14 protein-coding genes are annotated in these 13,995 nt (G+C 67.5%); 5 read left to right on the top strand and 9 right to left on the bottom strand.

All coding sequences use genetic code 11. The features are described 5' to 3' along the window. Window positions 1–640: 640 nt before the first annotated feature. From rplI to rpsF, 4 genes are all read right to left on the bottom strand, one after another. Window positions 641–1,093 (bottom strand): 50S ribosomal protein L9, encoded by a 453-nt coding sequence (gene rplI / locus ACFP3H_RS10720; protein ID WP_378603359.1) that lies wholly within the window; start codon window positions 1,091–1,093, stop codon window positions 641–643. Window positions 1,094–1,110: 17 nt separating this feature from the next. After that, a complete protein-coding gene (gene rpsR / locus ACFP3H_RS10715; RefSeq protein ID WP_056823934.1) occupies window positions 1,111–1,362 on the bottom strand; it encodes a 30S ribosomal protein S18 in 252 nt (83 codons plus the stop codon). A 33-nt stretch (window positions 1,363–1,395) separates the two neighbouring features. Next, the gene (locus ACFP3H_RS10710; RefSeq protein ID WP_378603356.1) at window positions 1,396–1,962 is read right to left on the bottom strand and encodes a single-stranded DNA-binding protein; all 567 of its coding nucleotides are present in this window, start codon (window positions 1,960–1,962) and stop codon (window positions 1,396–1,398) included. A 99-nt stretch (window positions 1,963–2,061) separates the two neighbouring features. Next, the gene (gene rpsF, locus ACFP3H_RS10705) at window positions 2,062–2,349 is read right to left on the bottom strand and encodes a 30S ribosomal protein S6 (RefSeq protein ID WP_378603353.1); all 288 of its coding nucleotides are present in this window, start codon (window positions 2,347–2,349) and stop codon (window positions 2,062–2,064) included. 170 nt (window positions 2,350–2,519) lie between these two features. Here rpsF and ACFP3H_RS10700 point away from each other — a divergent pair, with 170 nt between their 5' ends. Then, window positions 2,520–3,890, top strand: a complete 1,371-nt coding sequence (locus ACFP3H_RS10700; protein WP_378603350.1) for a hypothetical protein — start codon at window positions 2,520–2,522, stop codon at window positions 3,888–3,890. A gap of 56 nt (window positions 3,891–3,946) precedes the next feature. Here the strand turns inward: ACFP3H_RS10700 and ACFP3H_RS10695 are convergent, their stop codons facing one another. Continuing rightward, window positions 3,947–5,056 carry a DUF475 domain-containing protein gene (locus ACFP3H_RS10695; RefSeq protein ID WP_378603347.1) on the bottom strand — a complete coding sequence of 370 codons (1,110 nt, stop codon included), beginning with the start codon at window positions 5,054–5,056 and terminating at the stop codon, window positions 3,947–3,949. A gap of 69 nt (window positions 5,057–5,125) precedes the next feature. Then, a complete protein-coding gene (locus tag ACFP3H_RS10690) occupies window positions 5,126–5,701 on the bottom strand; it encodes a TerD family protein (protein WP_378603344.1) in 576 nt (191 codons plus the stop codon). Window positions 5,702–5,987: 286 nt separating this feature from the next. On the opposite strand from ACFP3H_RS10690, the gene ACFP3H_RS10685 reads away from it, so the two are divergent. The 4 genes from ACFP3H_RS10685 to ACFP3H_RS10670 all read left to right on the top strand — a co-directional run bounded on the left by ACFP3H_RS10685 (window position 5,988) and on the right by ACFP3H_RS10670 (window position 11,754). Further along, complete coding sequence (locus ACFP3H_RS10685; protein ID WP_465263759.1) at window positions 5,988–7,106, top strand: hypothetical protein; 1,119 nt, start codon at window positions 5,988–5,990, stop codon at window positions 7,104–7,106. An 81-nt stretch (window positions 7,107–7,187) separates the two neighbouring features. Next, entirely contained in the window at window positions 7,188–8,363 is a 1,176-nt protein-coding gene (locus ACFP3H_RS10680) for an HpcH/HpaI aldolase/citrate lyase family protein (protein WP_378603338.1), read from the top strand. Further along, window positions 8,360–10,930 (top strand): phosphoribosyltransferase, encoded by a 2,571-nt coding sequence (locus tag ACFP3H_RS10675; RefSeq protein ID WP_378603335.1) that lies wholly within the window; start codon window positions 8,360–8,362, stop codon window positions 10,928–10,930. The genes ACFP3H_RS10680 and ACFP3H_RS10675 overlap by 4 nt, the downstream gene beginning before the upstream one ends. Then, complete coding sequence (locus ACFP3H_RS10670) at window positions 10,927–11,754, top strand: HAD family hydrolase (protein WP_378603332.1); 828 nt, start codon at window positions 10,927–10,929, stop codon at window positions 11,752–11,754. Before ACFP3H_RS10675 ends, ACFP3H_RS10670 begins: the two co-directional genes overlap by 4 nt. A gap of 42 nt (window positions 11,755–11,796) precedes the next feature. On the opposite strand, the gene ACFP3H_RS10665 is transcribed toward ACFP3H_RS10670, so the two are convergent. Genes ACFP3H_RS10665 through ACFP3H_RS10655 form a run of 3 tightly spaced genes read right to left on the bottom strand, consistent with a single transcriptional unit; the run spans window position 11,797 to window position 13,896 of the window. Continuing rightward, entirely contained in the window at window positions 11,797–12,558 is a 762-nt protein-coding gene (locus ACFP3H_RS10665) for an AIM24 family protein (protein WP_378603329.1), read from the bottom strand. A 4-nt stretch (window positions 12,559–12,562) separates the two neighbouring features. Continuing rightward, a complete protein-coding gene (locus ACFP3H_RS10660; RefSeq protein WP_378603326.1) occupies window positions 12,563–13,264 on the bottom strand; it encodes an AIM24 family protein in 702 nt (233 codons plus the stop codon). 8 nt (window positions 13,265–13,272) lie between these two features. Then, entirely contained in the window at window positions 13,273–13,896 is a 624-nt protein-coding gene (locus tag ACFP3H_RS10655) for an AIM24 family protein (RefSeq protein WP_378603323.1), read from the bottom strand. Between the last annotated feature and the right edge of the window lie 99 nt (window positions 13,897–13,995).

The following is a 13,995-nucleotide window of genomic DNA, read 5'->3' as shown; positions in this document are numbered from 1 at the left end:
CGGTATGCGCGCGGTCGCCGGTGGTAGTCACCAGAGGAGTCCTCTCTGCCCGCAGAACCGGGGGTTACACATCGATGTACTCGTTGTACTCCCGGGCACCGACACCGACGTCAGCAATCGGTTGCCTGCGCGATTCCGGGTGGGTCCGCACAGGGCGATGCGACGAACCTAAGCGACGATTTCGCGACTCGCCAACCCGACCTGTGCACACAACTGTGGATAACTTGGGGGTAGTTCACCTGTTGTTGTGCATGGCCTGTGGAAAACATGGGGAAAACCCAGGTCGGTTCCGCGAGACACCCTGCTAGACCCCGGTTTGTCCGACTTCCACCCTGTGGATGAAAGAAGTTGCGGCGTGTCGGTGAAGGTGAACAGTCGGGCGTGTTCGGTAAACGGTGATGGCACAGGATATGACGGCAGTCACAATTACACCGGTCGGTTTCTTCGGTCATCCACAGGCTGAATAACGGGAGGTCAGGCAATTGCCGACCGTCGGCCCTGCAACGGGGGTCCGCATCGAAGGAAACCCCGGCTACCGAACAGTTACCGCAAGAATGAGCCGTAAGAAGGCACGCGGAAACCACCCCCGTGCACGCACAGGGGTGGTGTCCAGCGAGCTGGGTCCTCGGGTATCCGAGAACTAGTTCGCAGCAACCTCGAGGTTGAACTTGGCAACCACATCGGGGTGCAGGTGCACCGAGATGCCGTGCTTGCCGGTCGCCTTGATGTGCGACTTCGGCAGCTCGATGCTGCGCTTGTCGACCACGGGGCCACCGGCGGCCTTGATGGCCGAAGCCACGTCGGCGGTGGTGACCGAACCGAACAGCTTGCCGCTGTCGGCGGTCTTCACGGCCAGCGAAACCGCGGCGAGGCCCTCGATGGCCTGCTTGAGCTCGTTGGCGTGATCCAGGTCGCGCACCTTGCGGGCGTCCTGGGCGCGACGGATGCCTTCGACCTGCTTCTGGGCGCCACGGGTGGCCGGGATGGCCAGGCCGCGGGGCAGCAGGAAGTTGCGGCCGTAACCGTCCTTGACCTCGACGAGGTCGCCGGGGGCGCCGAGGTTGTCGACATCAGCGGTGAGGATGAGCTTCATCTGTGTGACTCCCTTTCTCAGCGAGCGGTCGACACGTAAGGCAGCAGAGCCACCTCACGCGAGTTCTTGACGGCAACGGCGATATCGCGCTGGTGCTGCACGCAGTTGCCGGTGACGCGGCGGGCGCGGATCTTGCCGCGATCGCTGACGTACTTACGCAGCAGCGTGGTGTCCTTGTAATCGATATTGACGATTCCGGACTTCGCTTCCTTGCAGAAAGCGCAGGCCTTCTTCTTCAGTACCTTTTCGCGCGCGGGCGCTTTAGGCATGGTTTTTCTCTCCGTACTATGAGTGCCGTTCGATCAGAACGGCGGTTCGTCATCCATGCGGCCGCCGCCCCCGAAGGAGCCGGCCGCGGGCGCGCTGCCCCACGGGTCGTCGTCGCCGGCACCGGGATTGCTGCCTGCGGCCGGACGTCCGCCACCGTTGTAGCCGCCTGCGTTGGACCCACCACCGGCATTGCCGGAACCACCACTGAAGCCGCCACCGCCGCCTCCGCCACCGCGACCGGCCTTGGAGACCTTCGCGGTCGCGTAACGCAGCGAGGGACCGACCTCGTCGACCTCGAGCTCGACCACAGTGCGCTTCTCACCCTCGCGGGTTTCGTAGGAGCGCTGCTTGAGTCGACCGCTCACGATGACGCGAGCGCCTCGGGTCAGGCTCTCGGCGACGTTCTCCGCTGCTTCACGCCAGATGTTGCAGCGCAGGAACAGAGCCTCGCCGTCTTTCCACTCGTTCGAATTGCGATCGAACACACGCGGAGTCGACGCGACGGTGAAGTTGGCCACCGCCGCACCTGCGGGCGTGAAACGAAGCTCTGGGTCTGCCGTCAAATTGCCGATGACGGTGATGACCGTGTCGCCTGCCATGGGGTTCCTCCTGCTCGGGGGTGCAGTACCGTACACATTCCGGGATTTGCGCACAGCCTAGAGCCAGGCTGTGACAGATAAATCCGAAAGGGGTGCGGACTACTTGTCGTTGCGCAGAACCTTGGTGCGCAGCACCGTCTCGTTCAGACCCAGCTGGCGGTCGAGTTCGAGCACGGTGGCAGGGGTCGCGGTCAGGTTGACGATGGCGTAGATGCCCTCGGCCTGCTTGGCGATCTCGTAGGCGAGCCGGCGGCGGCCCCAGATGTCGACCTTGTCGACGTTGCCGCCCTCGGTCTTGACGACCGTGAGCAGGGTATCCAGGGACTGCCCGACGATGCGCTCGTCCAGGCTCGGGTCGAGGATGACCATTACTTCATATTGACGCACGGACCAATCACCTCCTGTGGACTAGGAAACGGCCATGGACTTTCCATGGCAGGAGGGTTCGTTGCGTCAGCAACCCGCCAAGGCTACATGAGCGGGGGGTGACCAGCGAAATCGATCCCCGCCGCGGGTGTGCGCCGAGATTGCGGCACCGCCCGCTTAGGGTGTTCGACATGACCACTCTCGGCCCGCGTGCGGTACGACGCGGTGCGGCACGGGCCGGGGCTTTCAGCCTGCTCGTGCTGCTGCTGTGCGCGCTCACCCTGGCGCTGGCCTATGCCAACAAGGCCCGCTGCGCCGGTGGCGCGATCGACGAGGACGGCCGCAGCCTGGTCTTCGACGTCCGCAAGGACACCGAGGTCTGCTACTCCGACATCCAATTCCTGTGGCTGGGACGCGATATCGACAATCACGTCTTCCCGTATGTCGACGGCGCCCTCACCGACGACGGCGCGTTGATCGGCGGCGCGGTGGAGTACCCGGTGCTCAGCGGCGTGCTGATGTGGGTGGGCGCGATCGGGGTGGACAACGACGCGGACTTCCTGTGGCAGTCGGCCCTACTGCTGGCCCCGTTCGCCCTGCTCACGGCGTGGATGCTGGCCAGAATCGCGGGTCCGCCCGCGCTGCTGTGGGCGATCGGCCCGCCGCTGGTGCTCTACGCGTTCCACAACTGGGAACTGCCCGTGGTGTGCACGGCGGTGGCGGCGGTCTATGTGATGACCATGCTGACCGGCCTGTCGGTGCGGACCAGGGGAATCATCGCCGCGGTGCTGCTCGCGCTGGGTTTCTGTCTGAAGATCTACCCGGGCATCTTCGTGCTCCCGCTCGCGCTCTACGTGCTCACCGAGGGTCTGCCGCGTGACCGCCGCCGTCTCGGCGAACTCGATGTGGCCGGGGCCGCGCAGACCCTGTTGGCCGCGATGGGCACGGTCGCGGCGGTGAACCTGCCGTTCGTGCTGGCCGGGGTCGAGGGCTGGCGCGCCTCGATCACCTTCCAGCAGTTGCGCCAGGCCGACATCACCACCAATTCGATCTGGTACTGGGGTCATCAGCTGATCCTCGGCCGGGACGCGGACACCTCGCGGGCCTGGCACGACGCGGTGGCGGTGCTCTCGCCGACGCTGATCTTCGCCGGTTTCGCCCTGGCCCTGTGGTTGGGGTGGCGCCGCTGGACCCCCACCTCGGCGTTCCCGTGGGTGGGTGTGAGCGCGGCGATGCTGGCGGTGTTCATGCTGTTGCACAAGGTCCACTCACCCCAGTACACCCTGTGGATCATCCCGTTCCTGATCCTGCTCGAGGTCCCGTGGTCGCTGGTCGCGGCCTACCTGGTGGCCGACGCGGCGGTGGGTATCGGGGTGTTCCGCTACTTCGCCGCACTGGGCTCGGGTGAGGGCGTCGAGCTGATGGAGGGCGTCGTCCAGTTCGGCGTCTGGTTGCGCACCGCCCTGCTGATCACCCTGTTCTTCGTCTTCCTGCGCGCCAGGGTCCGCACGCCGAGCCCGGAACCGCTGCCGGCGCCGAGCCGAGCACTGCAACCCGCCTGAACGACAACGGCGGCGAGCCCCCCGAAGGGAACTCGCCGCCGTAGCTATGCGGATCGTCAGGCGACCGGGGCGGACTCCTTGGCGCCCTCCGCCGCGTCGGGCTCGCCCTTGCGGTTGCGGATGACGCTGGAGATGAGCGCCGCGCCGATGAACGCCACGCCGATCAGGCCGGTGATGAGCTCGTTGACGTGCACGCCGATCGAGATCAGCAGGATCGTCGCGAGCGCGCCGATCGCCCAGTGCGCGCCGTGCTCGAGGTACACGTAGTCCGACAGGGTGCCCTGGCGTACCAGGTACACCGTGATCGAGCGGACGAACATCGCACCGATCAGGCCGAGGCCCAGCGCGATGATGATCGGGTCGGAGGTGATGGCGAACGCGCCGATGACACCGTCGAAGGAGAACGAGGCGTCGAGCACTTCCAGGTACAGGAACAGGAAGAACGCGGCCTTACCGGTCGCCTTGACCAGCGTGGACGGTCCGCCCTGCGGGCCCTCCTCGAATTCCTCGGTGTGGAACATCGAGCCGAGTCCGTCGACCAGGATGTAGACGATCAGGCCGAGCAGACCGGCGACCAGCACCGTCGATCGATCGTCGTCGTCGGCCAGGAACTCCGCGACCAGCACCAGGGCGGTACCGGCGACGACCACGGCCAGCATGTCGAGCTTGCCCGCCTTGGCCAGCGGCTTCTCCAGCCAGCTGAGCCAGGTGATCTCACGGTCTTCGAAGATGAAGTTCAGGAACAGCATCGCCAGGAACATGCCACCGAACGCCGCGATCTGCGGGTGCGCGTCGGTGAGCAGGGTCTCGTAGCTGGGGCTGCCGTCGGGGAAGGTGGCCGCGTCGTTGGCCGGTGGGTTCAGCGCCAGGTCGAAGGCCTCGACCGGGTTCAGACCCGCGGTGACCCACACGATCGCGAGCGGGAACACCAGACGCATACCGAACACGGCGATCAGCACGCCGATAGTCAGGAAGATCCGCTGCCAGAACTCGCTCATCCGTTCCAGGACGGTGGCGTTGATGACGGCGTTGTCGAACGACAGCGAGATCTCGAGGATGCCGAGAATCGCGCACAGTGCGAGTGCGGTCCAGCTGCCGTAGAGGTAGGCCACGACCAGCGATGCCACCGTGATGGCGATGGACAGGCCGAAGATGCGCGTTATCACGCGGAGGGACCTTTCTGTTTCGCACGAACAGGGGGCTCGACGTGCCGAGCCCCCTGTTCGCGATGTTGACTAGACGTTGACGCCGTAGTCGCGGGCGATCCCGGACAGACCGGAAGCGTAGCCCTGTCCGACAGCGCGGAACTTCCATTCTGCACCGTTGCGGTACAGCTCGCCGAACACCATGGCGGTCTCGGTCGACGCGTCCTCGGACAGGTCGTAGCGAGCCAGCTCGGTGCCGTTGGCCTTGTCGACCACGCGGATGTAGGCGTTGCGGACCTGACCGAACGACTGCGAGCGGGTCTCGGCATCGTAGATCGATACCGGGAAGAAGATGCTCTCGATGGTCGGCGGGGTGTTGGCCAGGTCGACGTCGATGACCTCGTCGTCGCCGTCGCCCTCGCCCGTGGTGTTGTCGCCCTTGTGCTCGATGGCGCCCTCGGGGGACTTCAGGTTGTTGAAGAAGACGAAGTGCTTGTCGGAGACGACCTTCTTGTCGGCGCCGGTCGCGATCGCGCTGGCATCGAGGTCGAAGTCGGTGCCGGTGGTGGTACGCACGTCCCAGCCCAGGCCGACCGAGACCGCGGTCAAGTTCGGGGCCTCCTTGGTCAACGAAACGTTGCCGCCCTTGGACAGACTGACACCCATGCGGGAATCCCTTCGGTTAGTCCGGTGTGTCGGTTCCCAGCATGTCCGAATCGCCGGGTACCGCTACGACAGTAATAGGTTTCGCGGTTCTTGCGTAGGAACCGCTTGGAGCCCAGGTTAACTGGGTGAATCTCCTACCATCGACGGCAGTGAGCGGGCGGCGGTCAGCGCGGTTCGGAAAGGGGATGTGCCGGTGACACCTCGCAGACGCGGATGGTTCAGGTCGGGCGCGGATCATGAGTGGATCAGCGGGGCTCGGGCGGCGACGTCGGCGGCCTTTCTCGATATGGATCGCAGACAGTCGGCGGCGGAGGCGGGCGTGACGGCCAGTGAGCAGGTGTTCCCGGATCGTCGCGTCGGCGCGGTTTGGGAGCCGGTGCGCGCGCGGTGCTACGCGGCGGCCGGTGCGTATCTGGCGTTCACCGAGGAGCTCGACACCGCCGAGGCCACCGCCGCCCCGGTCCCCGACGGTCCCGCTCGCGCGGATGCCCTGGTCAGGCAGTTGAACGAGGCCGCGCGCGGGGTCGACGAGTTCTATCACGCCCGCCGTGAGGGCTTGGCCGAGGCGGGCCGGGTGCGCGCGGCGGTGCCGCAGCTGCTCACCCATGTGCGCGCCGAGGCAGAGCAGGCGTTGGCCGCGGCGGCGTCGTCGGAGTTCGGGTATTACCCCTCGGTGCGACGGGGTGTGAGCAATCTGGATGAGGCCCTGCTCACAGCCTCGGCGGTCGATCCCGGCAGTGCTGTCGCGGGCGCGCGCGAGGCGGCCGCCGCCGTGCAGGAGGCTACCGCGGAATTGTCGAATGCCTTGTCGCTCGCCCCTTCTCGTACCACCGCCGCGGCCAACGCGATCGCCTCGGTGACCACCCGCCTGGCCGCGGTGCGCAACCGGGCCGGCGCGCTCGGTCCGGCCTACTCGGCGCTGCTGCGGGAGTTCAGCGCTGCGAGTTCGGCCGATTTGACCAACAATGAGCGGGAAAGCCGTCGCGGCATCGAAGCCGCCGACGAAGCGCTGGTCGGCGCGCGCGTCGCGGCAGCCGATCGTGATCCGGAGACCGCCCTTGAGTTGACCGCCACCGCACGCGAGTACCTCGCGCAGGCAGAGCAGTTGGTCGACGCCGTCACCCGGCGTCTGGAAATGCTCCGAGAGGTACGTACCGACCCCGACGCGCAAGCCCGCACCGTACGATTCCGGCTGCGGGACGCGCAGATGCTCGCGGTCGACCGAGGTCTGGTCGCCGAGTGGGGCTCGGTTCTCGATGCACAAGCCGAACGCCTGGACCGCATCACCGCTGGACTGACGGGTCGCCACCCAGACTATTGGGCGTATGTGACCGAGCTGGGTACCGTCGCAGAGTTCATCGCCGGAGTGGTCGATCGAATCAGAAAAAACGTCGCAGAGAAGTAGATATGACATGGGCCGACAGATGAGGTGGGGGGAATGACCGCGGGCTTCGCTATCGCAGCAGCCATCGCACCGGAGGTTTGCATGCGCAAACAGACTCCGCTGCGCCATTTCCAGCAGTTGCAGGGTCCCCGCAGCCGGGAGTTGTTCCTGGTCGAGCCCGAATCGATCGAGGGTCACGACGACCGGGAGCTACTCGCTACCGCGCTCGGCGCGACCCTGTACGTACCGGCCACCAGACCCGATCTGGCGGCGACGATCCGCCGCCGGGCCGCGCGCGGGGTGTGTTCGATGGTCATCGACCTCGAGGACGCCGTCGCCGATCACCAGGTGGAGGCCGCCAAGCAGCACGCGGTGGCCACCCTGGACCTGCTCGCGCACGGCGAGGACGCCAACCCGATGCTGTTCATCCGGGTGCGTGATCCGCAGTCGGTCGCGGAGTTGGTCGAGGCGCTGGGCGCGGGCGCGGAGGTGCTCACCGGTTTCGTCTTCCCCAAGTTCGACGCCGTCACCGGTCCGGCCTATCTGGCCGCGCTCGACGAGGCCAACCGCAGGCTCGGGCGTCCCGTCTACGCGATGCCCGTGCTCGAGTCGGCCTCGCTGGTGCACCGCCAGACCCGCGACGAGCAGCTCTCGCGCATCGCCGAACTGCTCGACGGCCACCGCCACCAGTTGCTGGCCGTGCGGATCGGCGCCACCGACATGTGCTCGACGTTCGGTATCCGCCGTGACCGCGACCTGACGATCTACGACGTGCGCGTGGTCGCCGACGTGATCGCCGACATCGTGAACTATCTCGGTCGCGCCGACGGTTCCGGGTTCATCATCACCGGCCCCGTGTGGGAGTACTTCGCCGATCACGAGCGGATGTTCCGGCCGCTGCTGCGGACCGCCCCGTTCGAGGAATCCGACGCGGTGACCTTCCGCCAGTACCTGGTCAGCCGTGACCTGGACGGCCTGCTGCGCGAGATCACCCTCGATCGCGCCAACGGCATCCAGGGCAAGACCGTGATCCACCCCTCGCACGTGGCCGTGGTGCACGCGCTGTCGGTGGTGACCCACGAGGAGTACGCCGACGCCCTCGACATCATGGCCGCCGATGTCGGTGGCGTGGCGGCCTCGGAATACCGCAACAAGATGAACGAGATGCGCCCGCACCGCAGTTGGGCCCGCCAGACGCTGGTTCGGGCTCGTGCGTTCGGTGTCGCGAACAAGGGAGTGTCTTTCGTGGATCTGCTGACAGCGATGATCGCCGAATGAGCGCGTTCGAACCCCAGTGGGCGACAGTCAATCTGGGTATTCAGCTGCATCACGGGGAGAGTTTCGCCCCGCGCGCCGGGGCGGCCGACGGTGAGTTCTCGATCGCCGGACTCGTGCGGCCCGGCCTGCGCCGCAACCCCCGCCGCGCGCACCTGCTGGTCTCCACCGTGCTCGGCAAACACCTGCCCACCGACCCGCGCGTGGTGATCGACGCGGGCAACCGACTGGGTGATCTCGTCAGCGAAATTCTCGGCGACCGCGAGGCCGTCGTGCTCGGATTCGCCGAGACCGCAACCGGTTTGGGACACACCGTGGCCGCCCGGATCGACGCGGGCTGCTACCTGCACTCGACTCGCCGCCCCGAGCCCCGCGCCACCACCCTCACCGGTTTCGAGGAGGGGCACTCGCACGCCACCTCGCACCTGCTCCAGCCCGCCCCGGCGTCGATCTTCGCCAACGACCTGCCGCTGGTGCTGGTCGACGACGAGATCTCCACCGGCGACACCGCCATCGACGCAGTGCGCGCCCTGCACGCCTTCGCGCCCCGCGCGCACTATGTGCTGGCCTCGCTGGTGGACATGCGCACCCCCGCGGACCGGATCAGGTTCGAGGCCGCCGCGGCCGAACTCGGCGCCCGCATCGACACGGTCTGCCTGGCCTCGGGTCGCACCGAGCTCCCGGCCGACCTGATCGACACGGTCACCGCTCTGCCCGAGCCGCAGCTGAATCCGGTGGCGGCGCAACCGGGTTCGTTCGGTCGGATCGAATTGAGTTGGCCCGCCGATGTTCCCGAGGGCGGCAGGCACGGCATCCTCGGTTCGGACACCGACGCCTTCGACATCGCGCTGAAATCGGTTGCCGAAGAGGTCAATACCCGTCTCGACGCCGAGTTCGCCGACCGCCCGGTCATCGTTATCGGCCACGAAGAACTCATGTACCTGCCCCTGCGCCTGGCCGCCGACCTGGCCGACGCGGGCACCCCCACCCGCTTCCAAACCACCACCCGCTCACCGGCTTACGTCCTCGACGAGCCCGGCTACCCCCTGCGCCGAGGCTTCCGCTTCACCGCCCCCGAGCCAGACCCGACCGCCCAGCGCTATCTGTACAACGCCCAGTGGGCGAACGAGGACCCGGTCCTGCTGGTCGTCCTCGATCCCCCCGCCGACACCCCCGAACTGGTCGCCCCCGGCGGCCTGGTCGACGTCCTCACCGCCTCGGGCGCGGACCTGCTGGTCGCGGTGCTGCCGGGCGCCGACCCGCGCGAACTGCACGCGGCGCGCGCCGCCGAACAGGTCGCCCCGCGCCCGGCTTCGGCCGACGACAGTCCGAGCGCCGTCGCGCCCGGCAATGCTCCCGCTGCGGCGCGTCCCGAGTCGTCGTCGCGTATCACCTCGGCAAGCGACGCTGACGGCGGGTTCGGCGCGAGTGCGCCCGCCGTCGCTTCCTTCCCGCCCGCCCTGCACGGCCCCCAATTCGGTTCCTACGCACCCGAAGACGTCGCCTGGCTCCTCAAGGACCTCTCCGACGCCGACCTGGAAGCCGACGTGGCCGACCGCGAACGCCGCATCCAGGCCGGTGTCGCCCACTACGCGGAGTCCCTGCCGGTCGAGTTCCAGCCCGACGCCGAATATCGGGAACTCTTCGACCGCGTCCTGGCCGACAGCGCCGAGCGTCTGGCGCTGGCCGTGGCGACCGTCGCCGAACTCGTGGTCGCCGAACGCGGCGAGAACGTCGTCCTGGTCTCCCTGGCGCGGGCAGGCACCCCCGTCGGCGTCCTGATGCGCCGCTGGCTCGCCGCCGGTCTCGGCCGCGCGCCGCTGCACGTCCCGCACTACGCCGTCTCCATCGTGCGTGATCGCGGTATCGACTCCGTGGCCCTGGACTACCTTGCCCACCACCATGATCCATCCTCGATCGTGTTCGTCGACGGCTGGACCGGCAAGGGCGCCATCACCCACGAACTCACCGCCGCGCTCGACGCGTATCACGCGGCGGGCGGCGCCAGGTTCAACGACGAGCTCGTGGTGTTGGCCGACCCGGCCAACTGCGTGCGTACCTACGGCACCCGCGACGATTTCCTGATCGCCTCGGCCTGTCTGAATTCCACGGTCTCCGGCCTGGTCTCACGCACCGTCCTCAACGACACCCTGATCGGCCCCGGCGATTTCCACGGCGCCAAGTTCTACCGCGACCTGATCGACGCCGATGTCTCGAACCAGCTGATCGACACTGTCACAGCGGCTTTCGCCACGATCGCCGACCGGGTGCCCGACGCCGTCGCCGAGATCCGCGACTCCGATCGCACCCCGGACTGGTCCGGGTGGGCCTCGGTGGAGAAAGTGCGGGCCGAATACGGCATCAGCACAGTGAATTACGTGAAGCCCGGTGTCGGCGAGACCACCCGTGTGCTGTTGCGTCGGGTGCCGTGGCGGGTGCTGGTCCGTGAGGCCGACGCCCCCGAGCACGCCCACATCCGCCTGCTCGCCGCCGCGCGCGAGGTCGAGGTGGAAGTGGTGCCCGATCTCGCGTACTCGTGCATGGGCCTGATCAAGGAGCTGGATCGATGAGCGCGCTGTTCGCCACCGATCTGGATCGCACGATGATCTACTCGCGCAACGGTTTCGGCGGTGCCGAGGACGTCGCGAAGGAGTGTGTCGAGTACTACCAGGGCGAACCCCTGTCGTACATGACCGTCACCGCCATCGACCGGCTGCGCGCACTGGCGCGGATCGCCCCGGTGATCCCGACGACCACCCGCACCATCGAGCAGTTCCAGCGCATCACCCTGCCCGGCGCCCCGTGGCGCTTCGCGATCACCAGCAACGGCGGCAACATCCTCGTCGACGGCATCCCCGACCTCGCCTGGCGGGCGGGGATCGACGCCCAGGTCACCGCGACGGGCGCCACGCTCGCCGTGGTCGGTGCCGAATTGCGTGCGCGCATCGACGATTCGTGGGTGACCAAGTATCGCGAGGCCGACGAGCTGTTCTGCTATCTCGTCGTCCACCCCGACAGGGTCCCGGCCGGTTTCCTCGCCGAATGGGACACCTGGTGCCGCGCCAACGGCTGGTCGGCGTCGCAGCAGGGTCGCAAGATCTACACCATGCCGGACGCGGTCTGTAAGAGCTTCGCCGTCGCCGAGGTCCGCGCGCGGCTCCTCGATGCGGGCGAATTGTCCGGCGAGGCAAGGCTTTACACCGCAGGCGACGGCGCACTCGACGGCGCGATGCTCGAGGCCGCCGACGCCGCCATCCGCCCCCGCCACGGGGAGCTGGAGGAACTCGCCTTCACCGCCCCGAACCTGACCGTCACCGCGGGCGCGGGAATCCTGGCGGCCGAGGAGATCCTCGACTGGTTCCACGCGGCGGTCCCCGTCGCCGAACCGGCCTGATCCGCGAAAACCCGGGCGCCGCACCGGCGCCCGGGTCCGGGATCAGTATTGCTGCTGACCGGCCAACTGCTGGGCGATCACGCCCTGGATCCGCTGCAACCCACCCACGGTGACCCCGCTCTGGAGTTGCCCCTCGATGGTGCGGACCAGCGCGTTGTCGCTCATGATCTTCTCGGTCGACTGGATCAGCACGGTGCCCGCGCCGGTGAAGTCGAACTGGCGTTCCTCCCCGGAGGTCACGCCCATCCGCGCCGCGCCCGCGGCCAAGAAGTTGCCGATCCAGCCCTGGTCGTAGTGGTGGCTGGGGGAGGGGCAGTCGGCCCAACCCACCAGCGACTCGGGATCGACCCGCAGCGGCGGTTCGGCGAACATCACCGGCCCGTTCGACGAGGCCAGGAACTTGCCGGTCCCGATCAGGGTGAGAAAGCCGGGCACGATCGACTGCTTCAACGCCAACCCCGGCTCGAAGGCCAGCAGGTTCGCCCCGCGGATCGTGAGGTTGCCGTCCTCGAGATCGTAGGAGTTGATGTCGTAGCCGCGGTCGCCGATGATCAGCTTCCCGTGCCCCTCGGCCACCACGTAGTCACCGGCGAACAGCGGCGCCGAGAACTGGCTGCTCACCATGTGCATGAGGTTGCCCTGCAAGCCGTGGGTGAGCATCTGGAACTGGATCTGCCCGTAGTAGGCGATCATCGCGCCCTTGCGCATGAACCACGGGGCGGTCAGGTCGATGCAGAAGGCGTAGCTGTTGCCCGGAATGTTGTCGCTGGCACCGAGATTCATCGGCGAGAGGATTTCGCTCATCGATTCACAACTTCTCTTCGGAGGCCTGCACGTACACGACACCTTGCCCGTGGCAATGCAATTGCATCGCCTCGCCCGCGCCGCGACCCACCGCGTCGCGCCAGCCCATCGCCGATTTCAGCTCGGTCTGCACATTGCCGTACGCGGCGACGAACGCCTGCGGGTCGACCACGATCGGATTGGGCCCGCCCACTTGCAGTTCCAGGAATCCGCCGTGTGCCAACAGCACCGCCGAACCCTGACCGCTGAGCTGCGTGGTGAACATGCCCTGCCCGGTCGCGATGCCCGCGGCGGCCCCGCGCAGCGCGCCCATCAGGCCGCCACCGCCGCCACCGCCGCCGCCCGAACTGGCCACCGACACCACCGACGCCTGCAACCCGGCCGAGTTGGCGAGCAGCCGCGAGGCTTCCGCGCGCAACACCGCACCCGGCTGCATGTGCACCACGTGCACCTCGAGCCCGGCGAATCCGTAATGGACCACGCCGTTTCCGCGCGCCAGCATGGTGGACTCGTGCTCACCGGCCATCATGGCCCCGGCCATTCGCATCAGCCCACCGCCGCCCATACCGCCCCCGGCGCCGGGGATCTGGTGCGGGGCGAACCCCACCTGGCCGGTGTAGAACAGCATCGCGCCGGAGCGGGCCACGACCCCGCCCGCCTGCCCGACATCGACCTTGACGACCTTGCCGTTGACCTTCTCGAACATCGTCGCCCCTACCGTTCCGCCGGCTGGATCAGCACGACACCCTGGCCGTCGAACCGCAGCGAGAACGCCTCGCCCGCATCCTGTCCGACGACGGTCCGCCACGAGACATCGGTGACGAAGGACTGGTTCAGATTGCCGCGCGAGGCGACGAACGCGTCCGGGTCGACGATCAGCGGATACTGCGGGGTCACCTCGAGGTGGATCAGCGGCCCGCCCGCCGAGAGCAGCGCCACCTGGCCCTGCCCGCTGACCGTGGTGGTGAAAAGCCCCGAACCCGAGGACATTCCGCCCACCCCGGCGAAGCGCACATCGGTGCGCAGGTTGCCCGCGAAGGCGAGCAGCTGCTGCGATTCGACCTGCAGGGTGTCGTTATCGAGATTGACCACGGTGACGTTCTGGCCGTTCACCGCGAAGAAGACCCGGCCGTTGCCGTTGCACTCCATCAGTGACAGTTTCTCGCCGGTGGCGCGGCGTTTGAGGCCGCTGAGCACGCCCTCGCCGCCGCCGAACCCGGCCGATTTGAACTGCACATTGCCTTCGTAGGCGATCATCGAGCCGGAGATCGCGCGGATGCTGGTACCCGCGAGATGCGCCTCGATCACCTTCTTCGATTGTTCGAACAATTGCGCCATGGCTGGCCCGTTGTCCCCTCGTACAAGGCGGCCATGCCGCCGTCTATGCGACTGCGTCGTCACCCTAGCCGATCAGGCGAAACTACGCCCGTGGCAGAG

The organism is Nocardia lasii, from assembly GCF_042658545.1.
Classification (GTDB): domain Bacteria; phylum Actinomycetota; class Actinomycetes; order Mycobacteriales; family Mycobacteriaceae; genus Nocardia; species Nocardia lasii.
Note: the sequence above shows the minus strand (reverse complement) of the source record. Positions and strands in the feature narration are given on the sequence as shown.